The sequence below is a fragment of the Burkholderia sp. BCC1208 genome (assembly GCF_902833095.1).
Lineage (GTDB): Bacteria > Pseudomonadota > Gammaproteobacteria > Burkholderiales > Burkholderiaceae > Burkholderia.
Genome location: NZ_CADFDY010000001.1, coordinates 371,435 through 397,080, shown reverse-complemented (window position 1 = coordinate 397,080; position 25,646 = coordinate 371,435). Strand labels below are relative to the sequence as shown.

The window sequence follows — 25,646 nt, the reverse complement described above, 5'->3', positions numbered from 1 at the left end:
CGCAGGCCGTCGCGCATGGCGCGATGCCTTGCTTCATTGGGAGTATCCAAAATGAATGCGAGAACCTATTCTTTGGCTGAGCCCGCCGTCACCGACCACTTCGTCTGCGCATCCTCGCTTGCGGCGCATGTGCATTGGCTGTCGCAATCGTTGGTGTCCGCCGGCGCGGTCGAAGGGGTACCGCTCGACGGCGCCGCGCTGTCGCAGCGTATCGGCGTGTTGAATCCGGCACTGGTATTCATCGATTTTTCCGGTGATTGCGCGGCTGCAAGTATGGTGGTAGCTGCAATACGCGCGGCGCATCCGGGCGTGCCGGTCGTCGCACTGGGCTCGCTCGCGCAACCGGAAGGAGCACTCGCCGCGCTGCGCGCGGGGGTGCGCGATTTCGTCGATTTTTCCGCTCCGGCCGACGAGGCGCTGCGGATCACGCGGGTGTTGCTCGACAACGTCGGTGAGCCGGCGAATCGCCACGGGAAGGTCACCGCATTGCTCGGCGCGCGCGCCGGGATGGGCGTGAGCACGCTCGCCGCGAACCTGTCGGTGCTGATGCAGCGCCGGCCGGCCGACCCCGCGCACACGGCGGCGCTCCTCGATCTCGGGCTGCCGGCCGGCGACGGCGCGTTGTTCCTGAACACGCGCTGCGAATTCCATTTCGTCGAGGCGGTGCGCAACCTGCGCCGGATCGACCGCACGTTCGTGACGACTGCGCTCGCGCGCCACTCGAGCGGCGTCGCCCTGACGACGCTGCCGCCGAATCTCGCCGAGCTGCGCGACGTGGCGACGGCGTCGTGCGCGGCGTTGCTGAACCGGCTGCGCGCGTTCTTCGATCACCAGATCGTCGATCTAGGCGGCTTCCCGAATCGCGAATTCATCGCGCAGGTCGTGAACCTGGCGGACGAAGCATGGCTGGTTTGCGACCAGGGAGTGGCGTCGGTCGTGTCGGCCGTCGAGATGCTGGACGGGTTGCGCGAGGCAGGCGCCGCGACCGACAGGATCCGGCTCGTCGTCAACCAGTTTGACGCCGAGCTCGGGTTGATGCCCGCGCAGATCGCAGAACGGCTCGAACTGTCGCTAGTCGCGACGCTGCCGTCGCGGCGCGTGTCGATCGGGCATGCGGCGAACCAGGGCAAGTTGATCGCCGAAGTCGCGGAACGCGATCCGTACGTCCGTGCGCTCGGGCCGCTGGTCGAGCGCCTCGCGGGCGCGCCGGCTCCCGGAGCGACACAGCGTGCTTCCGGCGGCCTTTCGGCGCTCAGGCGCATCATTCAATCCTCAACGAAGCGGTCGTAAGCGATGGCACACGACATTCAATTTGCCGACGGCGCAGCGCCGTTCTCGCAAACGCAACAGTTCCACGACATCAAGAATGCTGCGCACGAGCATCTGCTCACGCGGATCGAGGAATTGGGTGCCGAATTCGGCCGTTGGTCGCGACAGGCGATCAACCAGTTCGTCGATCTCGAGATCGACAGCTTCGTGCGGCTGCGGCGCATCCCGCTCAACGAGAGCGAGGTGCGCGCGGTGGCCGAGGCGCTGACGAAGGAGCTCGCCGGCTTCGGGCCGATTGAAGACCTGTTGGCGGACCCGCATGTCGAGGACATCCTGATCAACGGCTACAACGACATCTACGTGTCGCGCCACGGGCTCCTGTCGAAGCTGCCGATCCGCTTTACCGACAACGCGCATCTGCTGCGGATCGTGCGACGGATTCTCGCGCCGGTCGGGCGGCGGCTCGACGAATCGAACCCGATGGTCGATGCGCGGCTGCCCGACGGTGGGCGGGTCAACGTCGTGATCGAACCGCTGTCAATCGACGGGCCGGTCGTATCGATCCGGAAGTTCCGCAAGGATCCGCTGAAGCCTGAGGACCTGCTGGCTAACGGCACCTACAACGAGGAAATCGGCCGGCTGCTCGAAGCCGCGGTCGACGCGCGCTGCAACGTCCTCGTGTCGGGCGGCACCAGTTCGGGCAAGACGTCGCTGTTGAATGCGCTGGCGTTCCACATCCCGATGGCGGAACGCGTCGTGACGATCGAGGATACGGCCGAACTGTCGTTGAATCACCCGCACGTCGTGCGGCTCGAGAGTCGTCCCGGCGGGTTCGACGGCAGCGGCATCGTGACGATTCGCGACCTGCTGCGAAACACGCTGCGGATGCGGCCGGACCGGATCATCGTCGGCGAAGTGCGCGGCGGCGAAGTGCTCGAAATGCTGCAGGCGATGAATACCGGCCACGACGGATCGATGGGTACCGTGCACGCCAGCTCGCCTCGCGAATGTCTGTACCGGCTCGAGATGCTGGCGGGTTTCGCCGGTTTTCAGGGAACCGAAGCAAGCCTGCGGCGGCAGATCGCCAACGCGATCGACTTCATCGTGCAGATCGGGCGGCTGTCCAACGGTCGCCGCCGCATCCTGTCGATCACCGAAGTCACCGGCATGTCGGACAACATCGTATCGACGCAAGAGTTGTATCGCTACGAGGCGCGCGTCACGCCGGAGGGCGAAGAGATAGATCATTGGGAGTCGCTCGGCATTCATCCGCATTCGCCAAAGCTGGCGCGTTTCCGCAGCACGCTGGTGTCGGCCGGCGGCGGATTCGGTGGCAACTTCGGGCGAGGCGGAGGCTTCAATGTCTAGCGCCACCTTGCTCGCGCTGATGTTCGCGCTGATCTGCGCGGCGGCAGGATTGCTACTGTGGCGCGGAAGCCAGGTGCGGGAAGGGCGTGCGCATACGCAGCGGTTCTTCGACAGCCGGGTGGGACAGGGCGCCCGCCCGCCCGCCTCGGCAGGCGATACGCGCACCGCGCGCGCCTCAGCGGCCAGCACGGCGAATGCGCAGGAGCCCGAACAAGGGTTCGCACGCTGGCGCGCGTCGGCGTTCGACGCGTGGACCGTGTTGTCCGACCGTGCAGGCCTCGATGAAGTGCGCACCGGCCTGGTGATGGCGCTTGCGGTCGTCGTGCTGCTCGCGTTGTGGGCTGGCATGGCTGGCGGCGTGCTAGCCGCGGCGGCCGCGATCGTGGCGGGCAGTGTGCTCATCGTGCTGTGGGTCACGTCGCGCATCAGCCGGCGACGCCTGAAGATCGTCCGTCAGTTGCCGTCGCTTCTCGACGGGATCGTGCGGCTCGTGACGCTCGGGAACAGCGTGCCGGCGGCGTTCCAGTCGGCGCTTCAGACTGCCGAGATGCCGCTGCGCCGCTGCCTCGACGATGTGTCGCGGATGCTGCGCTCCGGTGTCGAGATCGATCGCGCGATGCTGCACATCGCGCACACCTATCGTATCCGCGAATTCGAACTGGTCGGTGCGGTGCTGCGTCTGTCGGTCCGCTACGGCGGGCGGGCGGACGTGATGCTCGACCGGATGTCGACGTTCATGCGCGATCTTGAGCAGGCGGAGCGCGAACTGTCAGCGATGTCGGCTGAAACCCGGCTGTCCGCATGGGTGCTGGCGCTGTTGCCGATCGCGGTCGGTAGCTTCGTCATCGCCACGAGCCCGCGCTACTTCACGACGATGTGGAGCGACGATAACGGGCGTCAGATGATTTATCTGGCGTTCGTGCTGCAGGCGATCGGCGGTTTCTGGCTGTACCGGCTCGCGCGGCTGAGGTGAATCGATGGATGCAAACCGTTTAGGCGCACTTGCGCTGGTGCTCGGATCGGTCGGGGTGCTGCTGCTCGCCGCGCTCGCGATCGTTCGCATCGTGCTCGTGCAGCGTGCCGAGCGCGTGCTGGTGGATGCGCTCGATCGGCGGGCCGCGGCGGTCGAGGCGGCCGCCGCGCGCGCCGGTGCCGCGGAGCCCACGCGCGACGCGGCGACGCCTGCCGCGCCGCGCGTTCGTTTCGCGGGGCTGCGCGAACGCTTCGAAGACGTCGGGATGCGGTGGCTCGAGACCGGCTTCAGCCGGTATCTGATCGCCGACGAAGATCGCCAGTTGCTCGAGCAGTGCGGTTTCGTCGACGTGCGCGCCAGAGCGCTGTTCGTTGGCGCGCGCATCGTCTGCGCGATCCTGCTGCCTGCACTCGCCGTGCTGGTACTGGTTGGCCGCGGACAGCAGACGCGCTGGCCGTTGTGGATCGCCGTCGCGCTCGTGACCGGCTACATGCTGCCGAAGATCTACGTGCGCCGGCGTGCCACCGCGCGCCGGCAGAGCATTGCGGCCGAACTGCCGCTGCTCGTCGACATGTTGCGGCTGCTGCAGGGCGTCGGCCTGTCGCTCGACCAGAGCATCCAGGTCGTCACGCAAGATTTTCAGACGATGTTGCCGGTGCTGTCGTGGGAACTTGGCGTCGCGCAACGGCAGTTCGCGGCTGGGCGCACGCGCGAGCAATCGTTGCAACGTCTCACGAACAGTTTCGACAACGAGGATTTGCGCGCGATCGTGCGCTTGCTGATTCAGGTCGACAAGCATGGCGGCGCGGTGCAAGAGCCGCTGAAACAATTCGGCGACCGTCTGCGCGAAGGGCGTCGCGCGACGCTGCGCGAACAGATCGGCCGCCTGACGGTGAAGATGACCGGCGTGATGATCATCACGCTGTTGCCGGCACTGTTGATCGTGACCGCGGGGCCCGGGATCATGACCGTGCTGTCCGCGCTCGCTGCGTTTCAGCGCTGATGCGGCATGAGGGGAAGGAGCGACACAAGATGAATCGATTGGGGTGGGTTCGAACGATTGCAGGCGCGACGGCGTGCGCGTTGCTGGCCAGCGGGTGCGCGATGTTCAAGGAGTCCGGATACGGAATCGGTGCGCAGGCCGAACGCGGCGCGCTGATGCAGGCCGCCGCCGACAAGAACGCGGCACCCGATACGCCGGGCATGTATCTGGGTCTGATCGAACGGATGCAGGCGCAGGGGCTGTATTTTGCGTCGCTTGCGCACATCGATCAGTACGAAAAGCAATATGGCGCATCGCCGGACACGATCCTGCTGCGCGCCGACGCATTGCGGGCGACCGGCCAGTACGACGCCGGCGTGGCCGCTTATACCAAATTGCTGACGACGCCTCTCGCCGCGCGCGGCTATCGCGGGCTGGGCCTGACCGCCGGCGCCCGCGGCGATTTCGCGCTGGCCGCGCAGCAGCTCGAACAGGCGACGGCGCTTGCGCCGACCGATGCGGCGACGTTGTCCGACCTCGCGTATTCGAAGATGCGCGAAGGTGATCTGGCAGGTGCACGCGTGCCGTTGTTGAAGGCTGCGGAACTCGAGCAGAAGAACCCGAAAATCCTCAGCAATTTCGTGCTTTACCTCCTCGCGACCGGTCATGCGAAGGACGCGCGGCGGCTGATGGATCAGCAGAAGCTGTCGCCTGCGGTGCGCAGCCAGCTTCGCGACGACGAGACGAAGGTCGCGGCCGCGATGCGCGCGAAGCAACGCGCTATCGCCTATACGCCGGCCAATGTGTCGGTGCCGCCGGTGGCAAGCAGCGACAATTTCGATCTTGCCGTGCCGCTGCTGCAGCGTTTCTCGCGATAACGACGATATTCACGGAGGCCATCATGTTTCACCTTTCCTCAATCCGCGTGCGGGCCGTGGGCATCGCGTTCGCATGCTCGCTGGGTGCGAGCGTCGCGCATGCGCAAGGCGACACGCCGGCGTCCGAAATCGGTCATGCGACCAGCGCGCTGCTCGATCTGCAGCGTTCGAATCGCGCGGCCGCCACGCCGCAGCCAATCGACGGCGCGGCCGGCACGTATGCCTATCAACGCTATATCGACTCGTTCAAGACGCCGATCCCACAGTGGTTCGGCACGATGTCGGCGTCGGGCGGCGGCAGTAGCGGCAGCGGCAGCGGCGGACTGTCCGGCGGCGGTCTCGCGCGCTGACGGAGCAAAACGGTGACTACCCGGCCCAGTGGCGGCACGATCCGCCGCGCGTCACAGCAGCGCGGCGCGTTCTCGGTGATGGCGATCATCGCGATGCTGATCGCCATCACGACGCTTGGCGCCATTGGCGTCGGTAATCTTTTTTACCAGCGTCGGGACGTGCAGCGGATTGCCGACATGGCCGCGCTCGCGGCGGTGCAGCGGATGGACGATGCCTGTTCGCAGCCGACTGCCACCGCGACCAGCAACGCCCAGTCGAACGGGCTCAACTCGTCGAACGGCGACACGATCAACATCGAGTGTGGCCGCTGGGATACGTCCGCCAACCCGGCACCCAGCTACTATGCTGCCGCGACATCCGGGACCACGCAGTTGAACGCCGCCAAGGTGGTCGTCACGCGTCAGGTGCCGTTCTTCTTCGTCGGACCGCCGCAGGCGGTGTCCGCGGTATCGACCGCGCGTTCGACGAACATCGATACGTTCTCGGTCGGCGCGACCCTAGCCGCGCTCGGCGGGGTCGGCTGCGCGGGCGGATCGGCGCCGACGTCGGGCAATCCGGGGCTCGTCAACGGGCTGATTGGCGCGCTGCTCGGCGCCAACCTGAACCTGAACGTCGGATCGTATCAAGCGCTTGCCTGCACGAACGTAACGGTCGGTGACCTCGTCGTGGCGGCGGGCGTCGGCACGGTCGATCAACTGCTTGCGCTGAAGCTCACATTGCCGCAACTGATCCAGTTGATGGTGAACGCGGCCACGAAGACGACCGTCGCTAACGCAAGCCTGCAGGCAAGCCTTGCCACGCTGCAGGCGATCCTGAACGCCAACGTCCCGGGGACGTCGATCGGCCTTGGTGGTGCGGGCGGCTTGCTGAACGTCGCGCTCGCGGATACGCAGGCGGCGCTCAACGCGCAGGTCGATCTGCTCGACCTGCTGATGGTCGGCGCGGAGATCGCGGCAACGGGCAAGCCCGCGGTTACGGTCAACGTGCCGTCGCTGAATCTCGGCGGGCTGACGGGGACGCAACTGCAGGTGCAGATTATCAGCCCGCCGTCGATCGGTATCGGCGAGGGCGGGAAGGATCCGGCGACGGGAACGTGGCGCACGATGGCGTCGACGGCTGCGGTGGGTGTGTATCTGAATGTCGATCTTGGCACGACACAGTTGCCCATCGTCGGGGCGTTGCTTGGTGCGCTCAAGGTCGGTGTCGACGTGAACCTGCCGATCTACCTGCAGGCCGGTACCGGCACGGCGCGGCTGGACTCGACACAATGCACGTCGACACAGGCAACCAGCACCGTCGTCATTACTGCGCAACCCGGGGTGGCCAATTTGTGCATCGGCCAGCCTCCGCTTGATGCGTCAGGCAAGATCAGCCTGTCCTCGACTTACAGTTGCAAATCACCTGCCCAGATCATCAACGTCAATGTGCTCGGGCTTGCACAGTTGACGGCCAGCCTGTCCAATATATCGGTTCAGGTGCAGGGTGCCGCTCAATCGCACACCTTCAACGGCGTATCGGGAATCGATGCGAACTACTGGACGGTCGACTCGAATGCGCTCGGGTCAGCGCTGAGCTCCGCACTGAGCCAACTCGCGGCCGCGACGATCACGGCCAACATCGGACTCGGGGGCGTGAACCTTCTGTCGTTGCCGTCAACCTTCGTGCCCACCTTGCTCACGTTTTTGACCGGCCTGCTCGGCCCGCTTCTGTCGGGTCTTGACGCAGTTCTTGTCCCACTGCTGAATCTGCTCGGCGTCCAGGTCGGCGCAGCGACGGTCCATCAGATCTCGCTCAATTGCGGGGTCGCCCAAACGGTTTACTGAAGAAGCAGATCAGATGAGAAATACGCCCGCAATCGAAGAGCTCGACCTGTACGTCTGGGAAGGCAAGGCGGACATCGTCGACCGCGTTGCCCGATGCATGGCGAGCTTCGACGTCGAAGTGATCCGCGCCGACAACGCGACGGTCTCGCCCGAGCGCGCCGCGATGCGGCGGTCGCTGGCGATCATCAGCGTGACGATGATCGAAGGCGGCGCGGCATTCCTGCGCGACTGGCAGGCCAACATCGGCATGCCGGTGGTCTGGGTCGGCGCGGCGCGCGACCACGACGCGTCGCAGTATCCGCCCGAGTATTCGCACATCCTGCCGCTCGACTTCACGTGCGCGGAACTGCGCGGCATGATCGGCAAGCTCGTCACGCAACTGCGCGCGCACGCAGCCGAAACGTTGCAGCCGTCCGAACTCGTCGCGCACTCCGAATCGATGCAGGCGCTGCTGCACGAAGTCGATACGTTCGCCGACTGCGACACCAACGTGCTGCTGCACGGCGAAACCGGCGTCGGCAAGGAGCGCATCGCACAACTGCTGCACGAAAAGCATTCGCGCTATCGACACGGCGAATTCGTGCCGGTGAACTGCGGCGCGATTCCGGACGGCCTGTTCGAATCGCTATTCTTCGGGCATGCGAAAGGATCGTTCACGGGCGCGGTTGTTGCGCATAAAGGCTATTTCGAGCAGGCGGCCGGCGGCACGCTGTTCCTCGACGAAGTCGGCGATCTGCCGCTGTATCAGCAGGTCAAGCTGCTGCGCGTGCTCGAGGACGGCGCGGTGCTGCGGGTCGGCGCGACGGCGCCGGTCAAGGTCGATTTCCGTCTGGTCGCGGCGAGCAACAAGAAGCTGCCGCAGCTCGTGAAGGACGGGCTGTTCCGCGCCGATCTCTACTACCGGCTCGCGGTGATCGAGCTGAGCATCCCGTCGCTGGAAGAGCGTGGCGCGGTGGACAAGATCGCGCTGTTCAAGTCGTTCGTCGCGCAGGTGGTCGGCGAGGAGCGGCTCGCCGAGTTGTCCGATCTGCCGTACTGGCTCACGGATTCGGTCGCGGACAGCTATTTCCCCGGCAACGTGCGCGAACTGCGCAACCTCGCCGAGCGCGTCGGCGTGACGGTGCGGCAGACGGGCGGCTGGGATGCCGCGCGGCTGCAGCGGCTGATCGCGCATGCACGCAACTCGGCCCAGCCGGTGCCGGCGGAGAGTGCGGCCGAGGTGTTCGTCGATCGCAGCAAGTGGGACATGAACGAGCGCAATCGCGTGATCGCTGCGCTCGACGCAAACGGTTGGCGGCGTCAGGACACGGCCCTGCAGCTCGGCATCAGCCGCAAGGTATTGTGGGAAAAAATGCGCAAATATCAGATCTTCGACGAAGAACCCGAGACCCGCGAAAGTGAGTAATTAATGAGATAAAATCGCGGTGAATTACAACGACTCGGGCGGGGAATAAAACTTCATGAGCCATATGACGGGGTGGGGGCGGGTGGGCGTATTGCTCGCGATGATGGGAGGCATTCAAGGCGCGTTCGCACAGGGGCTGGCAGGCAGCGATTCTCCGGCGGTGCAGCAGGCGTCGGCGCCGGTGGCCGCGATTCCGGTGATCGATTCGCCGGCGCAGACGTCGGTGCAGCCGCAGGCCGGCGAGACGACGGGGCCGAGCACGGTCGACGACTTGCAGCGCCAGATCCAGGCGCATTCGCTGACGGAAATGCGCACGAGCTACAACGGCAGCTACGGCGCCAGCTTGCTGTTCAACGTCAAGGACGGTGCGTATTTCGTCGCGCTGTTCCAGCAGAAGGCGTTCTGGCGCGTGATCAAGACTTACGACGAAACTCGTGCGGAAGCGATCTATCGCGATTTCTCGCACCAGGCCGAGCGGCTGGCCGTCAACGAACTACGCGCGGCGAAGCTCGAATCGCAGAAGGCGCAGATGGACAAGCAGATCGAAGTCACGCAGGACCGCGCGCGGCGTCTGCAGGCGGACATCTCGATCGCCCGTCAGCAGCAGGCGGCGGTGACGGATCGCCAGAAGAGCGTGCGGAGCGAAACGGCGGCGCTGCAGGCGCAACAGGCCCAGCTCCAGTCGCAACTGCGGGCGTTGCAGCAGCAGGTGCGTTCGCTGCAGCGCGAGGCCGACGCAGGCCTCCCGACGACGGCCCGCTGAACGCGGTAACGGCGGTGCGGCGACGTGCCGCGTCGACCGTACCAGTGAAAAAGTGAAAAGGGCAAGCCGGTTGGCTTGCCCTTTCTGTTTTACTGGCCGTCCGGCACGATTCGCCGGCGGCGTGTCACGATGACCGGCCCGGTGCCGCCGCGGGAATCCGACGGCGCGGCGTTGCCGGCTGCGTCGCCGGTGTCGCGCGGCGCGCCGTAGCTTTCACGGGGTTCACGCGGCTCGCGCGGTGCGCCGTAGCCTTCGCGCGGCTCACGCGGGGCGTAACCTTCGCGCGGTTCACGCGAACCGTAGCCTTCACGCGGCTCGCGGGAGCCGTAACCGCCGCCGTCGCCGCGCGATTCGCGCGGGCCGCCATGCGAGCCGTACGGGCTGTGACCGCCGCCTTCACGGCCGCCGGGGCGACCACCGGTGCGCGGGCCGCGGGGGCCGCCGCCGGGGCGCGAACCGCCCGTGTCGAGCTGGATCGTGGAAATCGCACGCTTGTAGATGCCTTGCAGACCCACGGGGGTGCGCAGCATCACCAGATACTGGTCGAACGACTCGATACACCCCGTCAGACGAATGCCGTTGACGAGATAGATTTCGACACGCTTACGTTCCTTGCGCGCCGAATTGATGAAGTCGTTTTGCGGATGGGATTCTGCGGGATTGGCCATTGAGGTGCGGCAGGAGCCTGCGTCAGAGAATATGTTGTGCGTGTGTGTGGCGTGTTCGTCCACAAGGCGTTTGGCGGAATTCTACCCTGTTCGATAGGGAAGCGCGCAGTCGTGATTGTGTCGAACCGTAACCCACTATAGACGTTCCGGCGCATTTTCGCGATTAGGCCAAACGGCCTAAGTCATTTCGTTACGTCGCGTTACGAGTCTCGCAGCCCCGTATCACCTCGGTGCGCGCGCCGCGCTTACATTGGTCGCGCGAGCCGGGCGGGCCGGCTTATCTGGGATCCGGAGCATGAACAAGAAGCAAGTGGCAGGAGTGATCGGGAGCATGGCGTTGCTCGTTTCGGGTAGTGCAATGGCGGGGCATGTGGACCTGTCGGTCGGCATCGGCGTACCGGTCGCACCGGTATATGTCCAGCCGGCGCCGGTCTATGTCGCGCCGCAGCCCGCCGTCGTCGCCTATCCGGGCTATGGATACGACTATTACGGCGATGACGACGACGATCGCTACCGCAAGTGGCGCAAGCACTATTACAAGCACTGGCATCGGCATCACGGCGACGACGATGACGATTGAGCCCGCAGCGGCCCCCGCCGGCGCGCGTCAGAACGCGTAGTCGGGGTTTTTCGGGTCGAATGCGGTGTCGTCGAGGGGCGTCGGCGCGATTTTCTCGATGACGATCCGCTCGAAGATCCTGCCGTCGTTGTCATAGGACTCGACGGTCCGGAAATAGGGCGCGTGCAGGTCGAGCCCCAGCACTTCCTTTTTCGCATAGAACTGCGGCCGGCCGGTCGGCGTTTCGTAGGTGAGCGCCACGACGCGCACGCCGCCGATCGTCCTGGCTTCCACGTCGGTCGGCCGCTCTACGCCGGCTTCCAGGTATTTCTTCCCTTCGGTCAGGTACAGGTTCGCGATGAACTCGGTGCCGAGATCCTTCACCTGATGATTCGACTGGGCGCGCGCCAGCGCGCCGTCGATCGCCGTCCATAACGGAATCTTGCCGAGCAGGCCACCGAGATGGCCGTACATCTCGTCCTTGCGCTGCGTCGTGTCGTAGATCGTCTCCTGTCCGGCATGCGCGCCGCCCGGCAGCCATTTCGCATACACGCGCAGCGGGCCGCGGGTCGTCTTCACGAGCATGCGGTCGGGCGTGTCGGACCATTTTCCGCTGATGCGCTCCTGGCGCACCATCGTGAACTGGTAAGACGGATAGCCGTTGGGGCCGTTACGGATATAGAGCGGCACGGCCAGCGGATCGAGCGCCTTGAAGAGCGCCGTGAGCGTCGCGTCGTCGAGTTGCGCGAGCGTGCCGCGCTGGGCCGCCGTGCGCAGCCAGCGCGCTTGTTGCGCGGGCGGCTCGTGCGTGACTTTCGCGAGATCCGCGGATAGCGCGGCTGCCGGCGCCGCGCTCGCGGCGCCGGCCGTTTCCTGTGCATGCAGGGCCGCCTGCGCGAGCGACAGCACGCACGCGACGGCCGCCGCGGCGGCATGCCGCGCGCGGCGCTTCATTCCTTCGTTCATCGACGGCGTCTCCCGGAGCAATGGATCGTTCAGCCTTGCTTCGCGGCCTGAATTTTGGCGAGTTCCTCGTCGCGCAGCGCGCGCCGCAGGATCTTGCCGACGTTCGTCTGCGGCAGCGCGTCGCGGAACTCGACGAATTTCGGCATCTTGTAGCCGGTCAGGTTCTTGCGGCAGTGCGCGAGTACGTCCTCGGCCGTCAGCGACGGGTCGCGGCGCACGACGAACACCTTGATCCGTTCGCCCTGTACCTCGTCCGGAATGCCGATCGCCGCGGCTTCGCTGATGCCGGGATGCATCACGAGCACTTCCTCGATCTCGTTCGGATACACGTTGAAGCCCGACACGAGGATCATGTCCTTCTTGCGGTCGATGAGGCGGATGAAGCCGTGCTCGTCCATCACGCCGATGTCGCCGGTGGCGAGCCAGCCGTCGGCGTCGATCACCTTGGCCGTCTCGTCGGGGCGCTGCCAGTAGCCGCGCATCACCTGCGGGCCGTGCACGCACAGCTCGCCCGGCTCGCCGATCGCGGCCCAGGTGCCGTCCTCGCGACGAAAGCGCACGAGGGTCGACGGCGCGGGCAGGCCGATCGAACCGCTGAACGCGGCCATGTCGTTCAGGTCCACGGGATTCATCGTGACGATCGGCGAACACTCCGTGAGGCCATAGCCTTCGACCACCGGCCGGCCCGTCACCTGCTGGAAGCGCTCGGCGACCGCGCGCTGCATCGCCATCCCGCCCGCCATCGCGAGCTTGAGCTTCGAGAAATCGCGCTTGCGGAATTCCTCGTTGTCGAGGAACGCGTTGTACAGCGTGTTGATGCCGGTGATCCCCGTGAAGGTTTCGTTGCGGATGATCTTCATCACCATCTTCATGTCGCGCGGGTTCGCGATCAGGATGTTGCGCCCGCCGAGCCCCATGAAGATGAACGCATTCACCGTCAGCGAATAGATGTGATAGAGCGGCAGCGGCGTGAGCACGGTTTCGACGTCGCCCGATACCTGGTCGGCGATCCAGGCCTTCGCCTGCAGCAGGTTCGCGATCAGGTTGCCGTGCGTGAGCATCGCGCCTTTCGCGACGCCGGTGGTGCCGCCCGTGTACTGCAGGAACGCGAGGTCGTCGCGCGTGATCCGCACCGGTTGCGGCTTGCCGCGCGCGCCGAGCGCGAGGGCGGAGCGCAGCCGGGTCGCCTGCGGCAGGTGATAGGCCGGCACGAGCTTCTTCACGTGCTTCAGCACGAAATTGATCAGGCGTCCTTTCGCGTTGAAACCGTCGGCGAGCAGATCGCCGAGCGCGGTGACGACGATGTGCTTCACCTGCGTTTCCGGCAGCGCGTCCTGCAGCGTGCGCGCGAAGTTCTCGAACACGACGATCGTCTGCGCGCCGCTGTCCTTCAACTGGTGCGCGAGTTCGCGCGCGGTATAGAGCGGATTCACGTTGACGACGATCGCGCCGGCCTTCAGCGTGCCGAACAGCGCGACCGGATACTGGAACGTGTTCGGCAGCATGATCGCGACGCGGTCGCCGGGCTTCACGCCGAGGCTTTGCAGATACGACGCGAACGCGTCGACTTTCCGCGCGAGCGTGCGGTAGGTCATCGACGCGCCGGCGCTCACGTAGGCGACGCGGTCGGCGAAGCGGGTCGTGCATTCGTCGAAGAACTGCACGAGCGACGCATATTGCGTGACGTCGATCTCGTGCGGGACGCCGGGCGGGTACGACGCGTACCAGACGGCGTCGGTGTTCGGCGGAAGGTGGGCCGAGGTGGGTGCTGCGGAAGATGACATGACGTGTCTCCGGTCTTGGCTCTCGGCGGAGGGCTCGCGCGCAAGCGCCTGCCCATGCCCCGTGCTTCGCGGCCGGCCGGCGCGGGCATCTCGGCGCCGCGCACGACCGCGCGTATCGATCAAATCGTGAACAGGAAGCTGCGCGTGGCCTCGCGCGCTCAGTTCGTGGAATGCAGCGTCGCCGTCTCGGCGCTCGTCGGGGCCGACTGCGGCAGCCCGAACGCTTCGCTCGCGCCCGCGTCGTCGAGCACCGCCGCGAAGATCGACAGTTGCGCGCTATCAGGCATCGGCGCCTTCAGCGCGGCGACGATCAGCGACGACAGCCGCGCGATCATCTGCACGTCGTTCATCGTGCGGCCTTGCGAGAATTCGTCGATCAGGCTTTCCGTTTCGGCGCCCGCGAGCGCGCCGGACAGCGCGCCGATCGCGAAGTGCAGCCGCCAGCCGAGCTCGGTGCGCGGCAGGTGCGGCAGCGCGCGCTGGAAGGCGTCGAAGAAGCGGCCCGCGACGCTCGCGTAGTGCGCGGTCAGGAAGTTGCGCACGAACGGCGAGGGATCGGTGTATGCGCGGCCGATCAGCCGCAGGAACCCCGGCCCGCCGCGTTCGGGATTGCGCGATGCCTTCAGCGCCGGAATGAACATCGCGCCGAGCACATGCTCGCAGGTGATGTGCGTGCCGAGTTGCGCGTCGAAGCGGTCGAGGATGCCGAGGCGCTCCTGGTTCAGCTGGTCGAGCCGGCGCGACAGCATCGCGTGGATCAGCGCTTCCTTGCTGCCGAAGTGGTAGTTGACCGCGGCGAGATTGACCGCCGCGCGCGAGGTGATCTGCCGCATCGACATCGCTTCGAAGCCATGTTCGATGAACAGATCCTCGGCCGCATCGAGAATGCGCGCCTTCGTCCCGCCGGTCTGCCGCGTGCCCGATGATCGCGCCCCGGACGGCCGTCCCGCAGATGGCCGCCCCTCCTGACTTACTGCCATGTTCCGCCTCCCATGCCGGTTGCCCGGCCGCGAACAGGTGATTTGATTACCTGATTCAAACGATCGTTTTCATTAAGATAAAAAAATGCGGGCGGGGCGGGCAAGCGGGGAATCTGGACCAATTCCTCTAGTTCGATGTGCAAGTGCGGAAAGCGCGACGCGCACCGCCTGCTGGGCGGGGCGCGCGCGATGATGCGGCGCCGCAACGCGCGGGTTCACCCGGCGGTGGTACGCGTATTGACCGATTGCGTCATGTCGATGCCGCGCCGCTCGCGGCTGAACAGGATCAGCACGGCGATCGCGACGGCGACGATGCCGGCCACGAGCGCGAGCGCGAAGCTGTAATTGTTGTGGTTCGACACGGCGAGCGACGCCTGTATCGTCGCGTTGCCCGAGGCGAGCAGGTTGCCGAGCTGATAGACGACGCCGGGGAAGGTCGCGCGGATTTCGTCGGGCGAGATCTCGTTCAGGTGAACCGGTATCACGCCCCACGCGCCCTGTACCGAGATCTGCATCAGGAACGCGCCGGCGGCGAGCGCGACCGCGCCGCTCGAGAACGCCCAGAGCGGCAGCACGGGCAGGGCGATCAGCGCGGCGATGAAGATCGCGCGGCGTCGGCCGATGCGCTCCGAGATCGCGCCGAACGACAGACCGCCGACGATCGCGCCGATATTCAGCACGATCGTGATCCACGACACGGTATGCGGATCGAAATGATGCTGTTCGCGCAGGAACGTCGGATAGAGATCCTGCGTGCCGTGCGAGAAGAAGTTGAACGCGGTCATCAGCACGATCGCGTAGATCGTGAGTTTCCAGTTCTGCTTCAGCGTGGCGCCGAGGCTCGGACGCTGACGCTTCTCCATCTGTTTCCATGCCGGCGATTCGGGCACGTGCGCACGCACGTACAACACGAGCAGCGCAGGCAGCACGCCGACCATGAACATCCCGCGCCAGCCGATGTATTGATAGAACAGCCCGAACACGATGGACGCGAGCAGATAGCCGCTCGGATAGCCGGCCTGCAGCAGCCCGGACACGAAGCCGCGCGCGTGGGTCGGCACGGTTTCCATCGTCAGCGCGGAGCCGACGCCCCATTCGCCGCCCATCGCGATGCCGAACAGCGCGCGCAGCACGAGCAGCGCGGTGAGGCTCGGCGCGAAACCCGACGCAAGTTCGAGCAGCGAATAGCACGCGATGTTGACCATCAGCGTGGGGCGGCGGCCGAAGCGGTCGGCGAGTCGGCCGAAGATCAATGCGCCGAGCGGGCGCATCGCGAGCGTCAGCGTGAGCGCGAACGCGACGGCGGGGATCGTCGACGCGAATTCCGCGGCGATGTCCTTCAGCACGAAAACCATCAGGAAAAAATCGAACGCATCGAGCGTCCAGCCCAGGTAGGCGGCGATCGTGACGTTGCGTTGCTCGCGGGTCCAGCTCATGTCCGGGTCTCCTCGTTGGCTTGCGCGCTCGCGATATGCATGCGGATACCGGCCCGGCTCGCGCGCGCTGCGGGCACTGATCGAGTGTAGGCTTCCGCGCTGCGCGATGTGGGGCGCGATAGCCGCGAATCGGGAATAATCCCTACGAAATGCACTGTTTCGGAAACGGAAACGGGACCGCGCGCGACACGCGACAGGTATCTGTATCATTTCGGAAGGCTTTTTGTATCAATTCTGTAATGCGCTCGATGCGCCATGCCACCGAATCAGGAGTCCGGATGAACGACCGTTGTGACGACACATTGCCCGTGCTGGAAACCGCGCGGCTGTGGCTGCGTCCGCGCGTGCTGGCCGATCTCGATGCGTGCATCGAGATGGATCGCGATCCCGAGGTCACGCGTCACATCGCTGGGCCGTGGCATGACCCCGTCGAGCATCGGCGCTTCGTCACGCACCGCATCACGCGCGACTATCCGCCGGGCCTCGGCTACTGGTCGATCTTCGAGAAGGCCGCGCCCGAGGTGTTCATCGGCTGGATCCTGCTGATTCCCGACTATGAGGGCGGCTCGCGCGACGTCGAGATCGGCTGGCGGCTCGTGCGTGCGACGTGGGGGCGCGGCATCGCGAGCGAAGCCGCGGCGGCCGTCGTGCGGCATGCGTTCGACACCGTGCGCCTGCCGCGCGTGATCGCCGATATCGCGGAGGCCAACCGTGGCTCGCTGAACGTGGCGCGCAAGCTCGGCATGCGGCGCGTGAGCGTCGTGCACGACGGCATTCCTTACGTTCGTCATCGTCTCGAACGCAACGATTTGCGCGCGTAGTGCGGCATCGTGCGCGCGACAGGTGTCAGAGATCGTCAACCGGACGCGCATCGAGGTCATGACGGATTAACGGCTTGCGCGATCAGGAGTATCGTTGCCGGAAATTCACAACATGGGTACGACCATGGCACTTGGCAACGACGTTCACCTCATCCCCGTCAGGCTCGACGCGCTGCGTCCGACTCAGATGACGGTCGGCTATCGCGAAGTCAAGGCGAAGCGCAAGCACTGGAAGGCGCTGAACAAGCGCGCCCGCAAGGCCGCGATCGAATCGCACTGGTTCCCGGCCGTCCTCGGCCCGGACGGGCTGCACTACATCACCGATCACCACCATCTCGGCCTCGCGCTGATCGAGGAGGGCGAGGCGCGCGTGAACGCGATGCTGCTGAAGGATCTGTCGTGGCTCGACGACACGATCTTCTGGCGGATGATGGAACACAACCAGTGGGTGCACCCGTTCGGCCCGGACGGCTCGCGGCGCGACTATGCGCATTTGCCGAAGGTGCTGACGGGGCTCGAGGACGATCCGTACCGCAGCCTCGCCGGCGAGCTGCGCACGGCGGGCGGCTATGCGAAGGACGCGACGCCGTTCAGCGAATTCCTGTGGGCCGACTATCTGCGCGAGCACGTGTCGCTCGACCAGATCCGCAAGAACTTCGCGAAGGCGCTCGACATCGCGCTGCATCGCGCGCACGACCAGGATGCGCGCTATCTGCCCGGCTGGTCGGGCGTGATTGCCGTCAAACCCTGACCGGCTCCCGGCGCGTACCGCCTCATGACGACCACTCCGATCCGCCCTGACGCGGGGCCGCAGCATCCTGACCATTTCGCGGCGCTCGACACGCCGCCGGCGCCGCGCACGCGACGTATCGGCCTCGATGCGCTGGCCGGCCTGTCGATTGCCGGCCTGCTGATTCCCGAGGCGGTCGCGTATGCGGGCCTCGCCAACCTGCCGCCGCAGGCCGGCCTGATCGCGCTGCTGTCGGGGCTCGTCGTCTATGCGCTGACGGGCAGCAGCCGCTTCGCGATCGTGTCGTCGACGTCGTCGTCTGCTGCCGTGCTCGCGGCGACCGTGCTCGCCGAATCGGGGATGGCGGTGGCCGCGCAGCTCGCGCTCGCGGCGGCGCTCGTCGCGATGACGGGCGTGCTGTTCATCCTGGCGGGCGTCGCGCGGCTCGGCGGCATGTCGGATTTCGTCGCGCGGCCCGTGCTGCGCGGCTTCACGTTCGGCCTCGCACTGACGATCGTCATCAAGCAGCTGCCGAAGATTCTCGCGATTCACGTGCAGCACAGCGATGCGCCGCGTGTGGCGCTCGATCTGATAACCGGCGCGCCGCATGCGGACCTCGCGAGTGCCGTGCTCGGCGCGATCGCACTCGCGCTCCTGTTCGTGCTCGGCCGCGGCTCGCGCGTGCCCGCGACGCTCGTCGTGATCGTGCTGTCGATCGCGGCGGGGTACGCGGTCGACTGGCAGCGGTACGGAATCGCGGTCGTCGGCCATATCGACTTCCGGCACCTCGAATTCGGCTTGCCGCATCTCGATCGCAACGCATGGATGCAGACGGTCGAGCTCGCCTTCGCGCTGATGCTGATCCTGTATGCGGAGTCGTACGGATCGATCCGCAATTTCGCGTTGAAGCACGGCGATACCGTGTCGCCGAACCGCGACCTCGTCGCGCTCGGCTGTGCGAACCTCGTGTCGGGCCTGCTGCACGGGATGCCGGTCGGCGCCGGCTATTCGGCGACGTCGGCGAACGAAGCGGCCGGTGCGCAGTCGCGCTTCGCGGGCCTGTGGGCGGCGGGCGTGGTCGCGCTGATCGTCTGGCTGCTGCTGCCGCAGCTCGCGCGCACGCCCGAGCCGGTGCTCGCGGCGATCGTGATCTTCGCGGTCAGCCACTCGCTGCATCCGTCCGTGTTCCGGCCGTACTGGGCGTGGCACCGCGACCGGCTCGTCGTGATCGCGGCGCTGCTCGCGGTGCTCGTGCTCGGCGTGCTGCACGGGCTGCTCGCGGCCATCGGCGTGAGCCTGCTGCTGACGCTGCGCAAGCTGTCCGAGCCGAATGTCAGCGTGCTCGGCCGGCTGCGCGACAGCCACGATTTCGTCGACGTCGCGAGCCATGCCGACGCGAAGCCGGTGTCGGGCGTGCTGATCGTGCGGCCCGAGGCGCAGTTGTTCTTCGCGAATGCGGACCGGATGCTCAATCGCGTGCGGGCGCTGATGAAGGCCGCACCGGACACGCATACCGTGATGTTGAGTCTCGAGGAAACGCCGGACGTCGACGGCACGACGATCGAATCGTTGCGCACGTTCGCGGCCGAATGCGCGGCGCGCGGGCTGCGGCTCGCGCTCGTCCGGCTCAAGATGCACGCGCTGCATGCGCTGCGCCGCGCGGCGGACGACACGCTGCACGACGACGCGATGTCGGAACTGAGCGTCGACGAGAGCCTGCAACTCTTGCAGGCTGGCCGTCCGCCGGCCGGCAGCGACGGCCCGAGCGCCGCGTGAGGGCGCGGCGCCTCGGCGCCGTCTATTGCGAAAGCGCGGCGCTGGCGGCGGTGCGCTCGATCATGTCGACCACTTCCGCGGCCGTCGGCGCATAGGCGCCCGCATGGGCACAGGCGACCGCCGCGCACGCGGCCGCGTAGCGCAGATGCTCGGCGGCCGACGCTTCGGGCCGGGCAAGCTGGCTCGCGAGCCAGCCGCCGATGCTCGCGTCGCCGCAGCCGACCGTGTCGGCAACCTCGGTCGGGAACGCGGGCTGAAACAGCACGGTATCGCGATGCAGCAGCTGCATGCCGGCTGCGCCGCGCGTGACGAGGAGCGTCGCGTCGGGCGCCCACGTGCGCAGTTGCGCGAGCGCGGCCGCTTCGTCGAGCTCCGGAAACAGCCCGTGCAGATCCTCGTCGGATACCTTGATCCAGTCGGCGATCGCGGTCAGCCGGCGTAGCGTGTCGCGATACGACGGCGCGGCCATCGGGGCGCGGAAGTTCGGGTCGAACGAGATTCGCTTGCCGGCCGCGCGCGCGGCCTGCGCGAGCGCGATCAGGCGCGACGCGAGCGGCTCGCGCACGACGCCGAGCGAGCCGACGTGCACGATGTCGGCCGCGTCGAAGGCGCCGGCGGGCAAGTCGGCCGGATCGAAGGCGAGATCGGCGCTGTTTTCGCCGATGAAGAAATAGTGGGGCGGCTGTTTTGATACGACCATCGCGAGCAGCGGTGCGCGGTCGACCTGCCGGATGAAACGCATGTCGAGGCCCGCGTCGGCGCTCTTGCGCATCAGCTCGTCGCCGAAGGTGTCGCGGCTCACCGTGCCGGCGAAGGCCGTCGGCGCGCCGAGTCGCGCCCCGACGCGCGCGACGTTCCAGCACGAGCCGCCGGCGACGCTGTGCCAGTGCCGTGCGTCGTCGCGGATGAAATCGGTCAGCGCTTCGCCGAAAACGATCAGGCGGGGAAACGTCGTCGTCATGTGTAAACCTTGTGCCGCGGTATCGTGCGCGGCCGTACGGCGGTTGATCTGAACGGACGGGTAGTGCCGGCCGTCGCGCGTGGCGACGCGCGCCGGCACCGCCCGGCCTCGCGGGCGCGTCGCCGCGATCAGCGCGGGGAACTCCAGCCCTTGTAGGTCTTCACGTTGTCGCGCGTGATGAGCGTCGGCTCGATCAGGATCATCGGGTTGGCCGGCTTCTGGCCGTTCATGATCCCGTAGCCGACGTTGACGGCCTGCTGCGCCATCGCCCACGGATCCTGGCTCGACGACGCCTGCACGAGCGTGTTCGACTTCAGCGCCACCTCGATGTCGGGTGCGCCGTCGACCGACGTGATCACGATGTTCGGGCGGTTCAGCTGTTTCGCCGCGAGATCGGTGCCGATCGCCTGCGGGTCGTTGATCGTGAACACGCCGTCGAGCTTCGGAAAGCGCGTCAGGTAGCCCTGCATCGCGTTCATCCCGCCTTCGCGCGAGCCCTTGCCGTCCTGGTCGCTCGACAGCAGCTTGATGCCGGCGTTCTTCGCGAGCACGGCCTTGCAGCCGTTCACGCGATCGATCACGGCCGACACTTGCGGGCCATTCTCGATGAGCACGTTACCCTTGCCGTTCAGCTTCTTCGCGAGGTAGTCGCACGCGAGTTCGCCGGCCTTCACGTTGTTGGTCTGCACGGTCGCGTTCGCGCCGGCCGCCGCGACGTCCACCGCGACGACCGTGATGCCGGCCGCCTGCGCCTTCTTCACCGCCGGCTCGATCGCCTTCGGATCGGTTGCGTTGAGCAGGATCATGTCGACGTGCGCGGAGATGAAGTTGTCGATCTGCGTGAACTGCTTGTTCAGGTCGTAGTCGGCCGACACGGCCGTGACCTTCGCATTCGGGTTGAGCTGCTTCGCGCGCGCTTCGGCGCCTTTCACGATCGTGACGAAGTACGGATTGCCGAGGGACCCGACCGTGACGCCGATCGATTTCAGCGGCTTGTCGGCCGCATGGGCGGCGGCGGCGCCGAAGGCGAGTGCGCAGGCGACGGCGGTCAGGGCGGCGGTGTGCTTGAACATGTCGTTGTGTCTCCGTGAGGTCTGTTGGCGAACGGGCGCAGGCGGACCTGCCCGCGCGCCGATGGTTGAGCTGTGAGGAAAGGGTGTCAGGTCCGGGCCGAGTCGCGCTGGCGATAGCGGTCGAGCGCGACCGCGCCGATGATCACCAGCCCCTTGATGATGTACTGCCAGATGTCGGACACGCCCAGCAGCACGAGCCCGTTGGTCAGCACCGCGATGATCAGCGCGCCGATCAGCGTGCCGACGATCGAACCGACGCCGCCGACGAAGCTCGTGCCGCCGAGGATCACCGCGGCGATCGCATCGAGCTCGTACGACTGGCCGAGCTGCAGGCCGTTGGCCGCATACAGGCGCGCGGCCGACATCACCGCGCCGAGGCCCGCGAGCAGGCCCGACGCCGCATACACGAACATCTGGATCGCCCGCACGTTGATGCCGGACAGGCGCGCGGCTTCCGGGTTGCCGCCGACCGAATAGATCCGCATCCCGAGCACCGTGCGGCGCAGGATGAACCACGAGATCGCGATCACCGCGCATGCGATCACGACGAGCCACGGCACGCCGAGGATCGAGCCGTTGCCGATGAAGGCGAACGGCAGTTGCGGATTGAACACGGTCGTGTCGTTGCCGATCAGGCGTGCGACGCCGCGCACGGCCGTCATCGCGCCGAGCGTGACGATGAACGGCGGCAGGCGCAGGAACGAGATCAGCCCGCCGTTGATCGCGCCGAACACGAGGCCGACGGCGAGCGCGAACGGCACGCCGAGCCAGCCCCAGCCGGGAATGGTCGACGCGAGCAGCGCCGCGACGGCCGCGGCGGCGAGCACCGAGCCGACCGACAGATCGATGCCGCCCGTCAGGATCACGAAGGTCATGCCGGCGGCGAGCACGATGTTGATCGATGCCTGCTGCGTGACGATCGACAGGTTCTGCAGCGAGAAGAAGCCGTCGGTGAGGAAGCCGAAGCCGATGCACAGGACCAGCAGCACCGGCAGCATGCCGGCCGTGCGGATCAGCGATTGCATGCGGGCGCGATGGTCGGCGCCGCGCATCAGGGGCGTGCGGTTGGCGACCGGTTGGGCGGTCGCGGAAGCGAGGTTCCGCTGCTTGGTCGGGTTGATCATTTCGGTACCTTGAAAGAAGAGGGAAATGAAGGGGCCGTGGTCAGTGCGCGTCGGCCAGTTCGGCCTGCGAGCCGGTGGCGAGCGCGATGATCGCTTCCTGCGTGATCGGCGTATGCGTGTGGCCGCCGAGCTCGCCCGCGATCTCGCCTTCGCGCATCACGAGCACGCGGTCGGCGACGCCGATGATTTCCGGCAGTTCGCTCGAGATCACGATCACGCCGACGCCGGCACGGGCCAGTTCGTTGATGATCCGGTAGATCTCGGATTTCGCGCCGATGTCGACGCCGCGCGTCGGTTCGTCGAGAATCAGCACGCGCGGCTTCGTCTCGAGCAGGCGCGACAGCAGCACTTTCTGCTGGTTGCCGCCCGACAGCGCGCCGACGTTGACGTTCGCGTGCGGTACGCGGATCGACAGCGAGGCGATCGCGTCGCGCGCGCGCTCGGCGCCGCGGGCGAGATCGAGCGCGCCGAGCCGGGCATCGCGGTTGCACACGGAGATGTTGATGTTGTCGCGCACGCTCATGTCGAGGAACAGGCCCTGGCGCTTGCGGTCCTCGGTCAGGTAGACGAGGCCCGCGTCGATCGCGTCGCGCGGCGAGTGCGCGCCGAACGTGCGCTCGCCCAGCTTCACGTCGCCGCGCACGCGCGGCTCGGCCCCGAAGATCAGCCGCGCGAGCTCGGTGCGGCCCGCGCCGACGAGGCCCGCGATGCCGAGCACCTCGCCGGCGTGCAGGTCGAGGCTGCAGCCGCGCACGCGCGCGCCGTCGCCGATGTCGCGGACCGACAGCAGCAGGTGGCCCGGGTCGTACGGTGCGTGTTCCTTCTTGTAGAAGCCGGAGATGTCGCGGCCGACCATCATTGCGACGAGCCGCTCGGCCGACAGCGCCGCGCGCTCGAGCGTGCCGACGTACGCGCCGTCGCGCAGCACCGACACGCGGTCGGACAGTTCGTAGATCTCCGCCATCCGGTGGCTGATGTAGATGATCGCGAGGCCTTCCTCGCGCAACTGGCGGATCAGACGGAACAGGTGTTCGGTTTCGCGCGACGACAACGGCGTGGTCGGCTCGTCCATCACGAGGATGCGGGCGCGGGTGTGCACGGCGCGTGCGATTTCGACGAGTTGCTGTTCGGCGATCGACAGCGTGTCGACGAGCGCGTCGGGCCCGAACGGGGCGCCCAGGCGCGCGAGCACGTCCTGGCAGCCGCGCGCCATCGCCGCGCGGTCGATGGTGCCCCAGCGCCGGTTGCCGCGGCGCAGTTCGCGGCCGACGTAGATGTTTTCCGCGACGGTCAGGTTCGGCGACAGGCACAGCTCCTGGTAGATCACCGCGACGCCGGCATCGCGCGCGGCGAGCGGGCCGTCGATGTCGATGCGTTCGCCGTCGATCAGGATCTCGCCGCCGGCGTCGGCGCGATAGGCGCCCGACAGGATCTTCATCAGCGTCGATTTGCCCGCACCGTTCTCGCCCATCAGCGAATGGATCTCGCCCGGATAGACGGTCAGGCTGACGTTGTCGAGCGCGCGCACGGCCGGGAACGTCTTGCTGATCCCGCGCATCTCGAGCAACGGACGGGGCGACTCAGAACGCGACATGGTTGACCTCCTGCGAGTCGGTGCGGGCGCCCTTGAGGATGCCGGCCCGCGGGGAGAAGTTGAAAAACATCGGCAGCGTGGCGGCGCCGATCGCGCCGGCGTCGGCGCCGAACGTGCCGCGCACGAGCACGGGCGTACCGCGCGCCTCGGGCGCGGTGGCCACGAGCGCCGCGCGCAGGCGGGTCGTGACCGCTTCGAGCAGGCCCGCGTCGGTATCGGCATCGATCACGACCACCGGCGCGTCGATCACGCACAGCACCGCGCGCAACGCCGGCGCGAGTGCGTCGACGCAATCGTCGATCCATTCGTCGACGGCCGGCAGGCTGCGGGCGATGCACGCTTCGAGATCGGCGCGATTCTCGACCGTCTCGCCGCGATGGCGCAGATGGCGCACGAGCGCATGCAGCGAGGCGCGCGCGAGCAGGATGTCCCACTGGCCGCGCGGCGGCGGCGCGGACGCCAGCCGGCTCGGCGGCACCGGAATCACCGCGATGTCGCCCGCGTTGCCGGTCACGCCGCGCAGGCAGTCGCCGTCGACTGCGATCCCGCCGCCGATCGCCGGCCCGATGAACAGGTAGACGAAGTCGTCGCACTGCCGGCCGTACCCGTAGAACAGTTCGGCGATCGCGGCCGCGTTGCCGTCGTTTTCGCCGAATACGGGCAGCGACAGCGTGCGGCCGAGGTCGGCCGCGAAATCGACGTCTTCCCACGCGCGGAACGTGTCGGGCGCGAGGCCGAGCTCGCGCATCCACGCGCCGAGGTTGTACGGCTGCGCGACGCCGATGCCGGTCAGGCGGGCGCGGTCATGGTCGGGGAGCAGGGCCTGCATCGCATCGATGTCGTGACGCACGATCTCGAGCACGTCGGCGGGCGGGGGAAGCAGCGTGTCGTGCGAGCGGCGGCCGAGGACGTCGCCCGCGAAATTGACGAGCGCCGTCTCGATGCGCATCCGGTCGAGATGGACGCCGATGCCGAACGCGCCGCGCGGATCGAGGCGGATCAGCGAAGCCGGCTGGCCACGCTGGCCTTCGGTGCGGCCGGCGAATTCGATCAGCTTCGCGTCGGCGAGCGACGCGATGATGCTGCCGACCGCCGTACCCGTCATGCTCGCGAGACGGGCGAGATCGGCCTTCGATGCGCTGCCCGCGCGGCGCAGCGTCTTCAGCAACAGGCGCTCGTTGTAACGGCGCACGTTGGCCGAATTGCTTCCCTGGCCGAAGTGCGGGCTTCTCATGGCGTCTCCTTCCATGTCGCACCGCTCGGCGGCGCATTAAATAAATCACGTTGATTTATTTAACCCCGTGAGCGCCCGTATGTCAGCCTAGGGAAATCCCGGTGCATTACATCAGACGTTTGGTATTG

The 25,646-nt window shown here is 66.9% G+C and carries 23 protein-coding genes; 13 read left to right on the top strand and 10 right to left on the bottom strand.

Annotated elements, in window-relative coordinates; all coding sequences use genetic code 11:
- Positions 1-51: 51 nt before the first annotated feature.
- The 9 genes from HWX09_RS01805 to HWX09_RS01765 are packed head-to-tail and all read left to right on the top strand — an operon-like array spanning position 52 to position 9,812.
- The gene (locus HWX09_RS01805; RefSeq protein ID WP_027784293.1) at positions 52-1,290 is read left to right on the top strand and encodes a fimbrial protein; all 1,239 of its coding nucleotides are present in this window, start codon (positions 52-54) and stop codon (positions 1,288-1,290) included.
- 3 nt (positions 1,291-1,293) lie between these two features.
- A complete protein-coding gene (locus HWX09_RS01800) occupies positions 1,294-2,637 on the top strand; it encodes a CpaF family protein (RefSeq protein ID WP_027784294.1) in 1,344 nt (447 codons plus the stop codon).
- On the top strand, positions 2,630-3,610 hold the full coding sequence (locus HWX09_RS01795) for a type II secretion system F family protein (RefSeq protein WP_027784295.1): 981 nt from the start codon (positions 2,630-2,632) through the stop codon (positions 3,608-3,610). Before HWX09_RS01800 ends, HWX09_RS01795 begins: the two co-directional genes overlap by 8 nt.
- A gap of 4 nt (positions 3,611-3,614) precedes the next feature.
- Entirely contained in the window at positions 3,615-4,613 is a 999-nt protein-coding gene (locus HWX09_RS01790; RefSeq protein WP_027784296.1) for a type II secretion system F family protein, read from the top strand.
- Between the two features lie 29 nt (positions 4,614-4,642).
- Positions 4,643-5,470: a pilus assembly protein gene (locus tag HWX09_RS01785; protein WP_027784297.1), complete on the top strand. Its 828-nt coding sequence runs from the start codon at positions 4,643-4,645 to the stop codon at positions 5,468-5,470.
- A 23-nt stretch (positions 5,471-5,493) separates the two neighbouring features.
- Positions 5,494-5,820, top strand: a complete 327-nt coding sequence (locus HWX09_RS01780; protein ID WP_027784298.1) for a DUF3613 domain-containing protein — start codon at positions 5,494-5,496, stop codon at positions 5,818-5,820.
- 12 nt (positions 5,821-5,832) lie between these two features.
- The gene (locus HWX09_RS01775) at positions 5,833-7,644 is read left to right on the top strand and encodes a TadG family pilus assembly protein (RefSeq protein ID WP_027784299.1); all 1,812 of its coding nucleotides are present in this window, start codon (positions 5,833-5,835) and stop codon (positions 7,642-7,644) included.
- Positions 7,645-7,657: 13 nt separating this feature from the next.
- Positions 7,658-9,049, top strand: a complete 1,392-nt coding sequence (locus tag HWX09_RS01770) for a sigma-54 dependent transcriptional regulator (RefSeq protein WP_027784300.1) — start codon at positions 7,658-7,660, stop codon at positions 9,047-9,049.
- Positions 9,050-9,104: 55 nt separating this feature from the next.
- Positions 9,105-9,812: a DUF2968 domain-containing protein gene (locus HWX09_RS01765; protein WP_027784301.1), complete on the top strand. Its 708-nt coding sequence runs from the start codon at positions 9,105-9,107 to the stop codon at positions 9,810-9,812.
- An 89-nt stretch (positions 9,813-9,901) separates the two neighbouring features.
- On the opposite strand, the gene hfq is transcribed toward HWX09_RS01765, so the two are convergent.
- On the bottom strand, positions 9,902-10,480 hold the full coding sequence (gene hfq / locus HWX09_RS01760; RefSeq protein ID WP_027784302.1) for an RNA chaperone Hfq: 579 nt from the start codon (positions 10,478-10,480) through the stop codon (positions 9,902-9,904).
- Positions 10,481-10,775: 295 nt separating this feature from the next.
- On the opposite strand from hfq, the gene HWX09_RS01755 reads away from it, so the two are divergent.
- A complete protein-coding gene (locus tag HWX09_RS01755) occupies positions 10,776-11,060 on the top strand; it encodes a hypothetical protein (RefSeq protein WP_027784303.1) in 285 nt (94 codons plus the stop codon).
- A gap of 27 nt (positions 11,061-11,087) precedes the next feature.
- On the opposite strand, the gene HWX09_RS01750 is transcribed toward HWX09_RS01755, so the two are convergent.
- From HWX09_RS01750 to HWX09_RS01735, 4 genes are all read right to left on the bottom strand, one after another.
- A complete protein-coding gene (locus tag HWX09_RS01750) occupies positions 11,088-12,005 on the bottom strand; it encodes a DUF1571 domain-containing protein (protein ID WP_027784304.1) in 918 nt (305 codons plus the stop codon).
- A gap of 29 nt (positions 12,006-12,034) precedes the next feature.
- Positions 12,035-13,789: an AMP-binding protein gene (locus HWX09_RS01745; RefSeq protein WP_027784305.1), complete on the bottom strand. Its 1,755-nt coding sequence runs from the start codon at positions 13,787-13,789 to the stop codon at positions 12,035-12,037.
- 158 nt (positions 13,790-13,947) lie between these two features.
- Complete coding sequence (locus HWX09_RS01740) at positions 13,948-14,769, bottom strand: TetR/AcrR family transcriptional regulator (protein WP_027784306.1); 822 nt, start codon at positions 14,767-14,769, stop codon at positions 13,948-13,950.
- 215 nt (positions 14,770-14,984) lie between these two features.
- Positions 14,985-16,205, bottom strand: a complete 1,221-nt coding sequence (locus HWX09_RS01735) for an MFS transporter (protein ID WP_027784307.1) — start codon at positions 16,203-16,205, stop codon at positions 14,985-14,987.
- 278 nt (positions 16,206-16,483) lie between these two features.
- On the opposite strand from HWX09_RS01735, the gene HWX09_RS01730 reads away from it, so the two are divergent.
- The 3 genes from HWX09_RS01730 (at position 16,484) to HWX09_RS01720 (ending at position 19,532) form a co-directional block, all read left to right on the top strand.
- Positions 16,484-17,026, top strand: a complete 543-nt coding sequence (locus tag HWX09_RS01730; protein WP_027784308.1) for a GNAT family N-acetyltransferase — start codon at positions 16,484-16,486, stop codon at positions 17,024-17,026.
- Positions 17,027-17,150: 124 nt separating this feature from the next.
- Complete coding sequence (locus tag HWX09_RS01725; RefSeq protein ID WP_027784309.1) at positions 17,151-17,777, top strand: ParB-like protein; 627 nt, start codon at positions 17,151-17,153, stop codon at positions 17,775-17,777.
- Between the two features lie 24 nt (positions 17,778-17,801).
- A complete protein-coding gene (locus HWX09_RS01720) occupies positions 17,802-19,532 on the top strand; it encodes a SulP family inorganic anion transporter (protein ID WP_027784310.1) in 1,731 nt (576 codons plus the stop codon).
- A 22-nt stretch (positions 19,533-19,554) separates the two neighbouring features.
- Here the strand turns inward: HWX09_RS01720 and HWX09_RS01715 are convergent, their stop codons facing one another.
- From HWX09_RS01715 to HWX09_RS01695, 5 genes are all read right to left on the bottom strand, one after another.
- Complete coding sequence (locus tag HWX09_RS01715) at positions 19,555-20,493, bottom strand: carbohydrate kinase (protein ID WP_027784311.1); 939 nt, start codon at positions 20,491-20,493, stop codon at positions 19,555-19,557.
- Between the two features lie 128 nt (positions 20,494-20,621).
- Positions 20,622-21,566 (bottom strand): ABC transporter substrate-binding protein, encoded by a 945-nt coding sequence (locus tag HWX09_RS01710; RefSeq protein ID WP_027784312.1) that lies wholly within the window; start codon positions 21,564-21,566, stop codon positions 20,622-20,624.
- Positions 21,567-21,652: 86 nt separating this feature from the next.
- The gene (locus HWX09_RS01705; protein ID WP_027784313.1) at positions 21,653-22,690 is read right to left on the bottom strand and encodes a ribose ABC transporter permease; all 1,038 of its coding nucleotides are present in this window, start codon (positions 22,688-22,690) and stop codon (positions 21,653-21,655) included.
- A gap of 40 nt (positions 22,691-22,730) precedes the next feature.
- Positions 22,731-24,284 (bottom strand): sugar ABC transporter ATP-binding protein, encoded by a 1,554-nt coding sequence (locus HWX09_RS01700; protein WP_027784314.1) that lies wholly within the window; start codon positions 24,282-24,284, stop codon positions 22,731-22,733.
- Positions 24,271-25,518, bottom strand: coding sequence for an ROK family protein (locus HWX09_RS01695; protein WP_027784315.1), 1,248 nt, complete (start codon positions 25,516-25,518; stop codon positions 24,271-24,273). Before HWX09_RS01695 ends, HWX09_RS01700 begins: the two co-directional genes overlap by 14 nt.
- Positions 25,519-25,646 lie beyond the last annotated feature (128 nt).

Coding starts and splice junctions, on each gene's coding strand:
- HWX09_RS01740 (WP_027784306.1), bottom strand. CDS start 14,769: ATGGCAGTAAGTCAGGAGGGGCGGCCATCTGCGGGACGGCCGTCCGGG.
- HWX09_RS01770 (WP_027784300.1), top strand. CDS start 7,658: ATGAGAAATACGCCCGCAATCGAAGAGCTCGACCTGTACGTCTGGGAA.
- HWX09_RS01720 (WP_027784310.1), top strand. CDS start 17,802: ATGACGACCACTCCGATCCGCCCTGACGCGGGGCCGCAGCATCCTGAC.
- HWX09_RS01785 (WP_027784297.1), top strand. CDS start 4,643: ATGAATCGATTGGGGTGGGTTCGAACGATTGCAGGCGCGACGGCGTGC.
- HWX09_RS01765 (WP_027784301.1), top strand. CDS start 9,105: ATGAGCCATATGACGGGGTGGGGGCGGGTGGGCGTATTGCTCGCGATG.
- HWX09_RS01705 (WP_027784313.1), bottom strand. CDS start 22,690: ATGATCAACCCGACCAAGCAGCGGAACCTCGCTTCCGCGACCGCCCAA.
- HWX09_RS01730 (WP_027784308.1), top strand. CDS start 16,484: ATGAACGACCGTTGTGACGACACATTGCCCGTGCTGGAAACCGCGCGG.
- HWX09_RS01750 (WP_027784304.1), bottom strand. CDS start 12,005: ATGAACGAAGGAATGAAGCGCCGCGCGCGGCATGCCGCCGCGGCGGCC.
- HWX09_RS01710 (WP_027784312.1), bottom strand. CDS start 21,566: ATGTTCAAGCACACCGCCGCCCTGACCGCCGTCGCCTGCGCACTCGCC.
- HWX09_RS01800 (WP_027784294.1), top strand. CDS start 1,294: ATGGCACACGACATTCAATTTGCCGACGGCGCAGCGCCGTTCTCGCAA.
- HWX09_RS01700 (WP_027784314.1), bottom strand. CDS start 24,284: ATGTCGCGTTCTGAGTCGCCCCGTCCGTTGCTCGAGATGCGCGGGATC.
- HWX09_RS01735 (WP_027784307.1), bottom strand. CDS start 16,205: ATGAGCTGGACCCGCGAGCAACGCAACGTCACGATCGCCGCCTACCTG.
- HWX09_RS01780 (WP_027784298.1), top strand. CDS start 5,494: ATGTTTCACCTTTCCTCAATCCGCGTGCGGGCCGTGGGCATCGCGTTC.
- HWX09_RS01805 (WP_027784293.1), top strand. CDS start 52: ATGAATGCGAGAACCTATTCTTTGGCTGAGCCCGCCGTCACCGACCAC.
- hfq (WP_027784302.1), bottom strand. CDS start 10,480: ATGGCCAATCCCGCAGAATCCCATCCGCAAAACGACTTCATCAATTCG.
- HWX09_RS01795 (WP_027784295.1), top strand. CDS start 2,630: ATGTCTAGCGCCACCTTGCTCGCGCTGATGTTCGCGCTGATCTGCGCG.
- HWX09_RS01725 (WP_027784309.1), top strand. CDS start 17,151: ATGGCACTTGGCAACGACGTTCACCTCATCCCCGTCAGGCTCGACGCG.
- HWX09_RS01755 (WP_027784303.1), top strand. CDS start 10,776: ATGAACAAGAAGCAAGTGGCAGGAGTGATCGGGAGCATGGCGTTGCTC.
- HWX09_RS01695 (WP_027784315.1), bottom strand. CDS start 25,518: ATGAGAAGCCCGCACTTCGGCCAGGGAAGCAATTCGGCCAACGTGCGC.
- HWX09_RS01715 (WP_027784311.1), bottom strand. CDS start 20,493: ATGACGACGACGTTTCCCCGCCTGATCGTTTTCGGCGAAGCGCTGACC.
- HWX09_RS01745 (WP_027784305.1), bottom strand. CDS start 13,789: ATGTCATCTTCCGCAGCACCCACCTCGGCCCACCTTCCGCCGAACACC.
- HWX09_RS01790 (WP_027784296.1), top strand. CDS start 3,615: ATGGATGCAAACCGTTTAGGCGCACTTGCGCTGGTGCTCGGATCGGTC.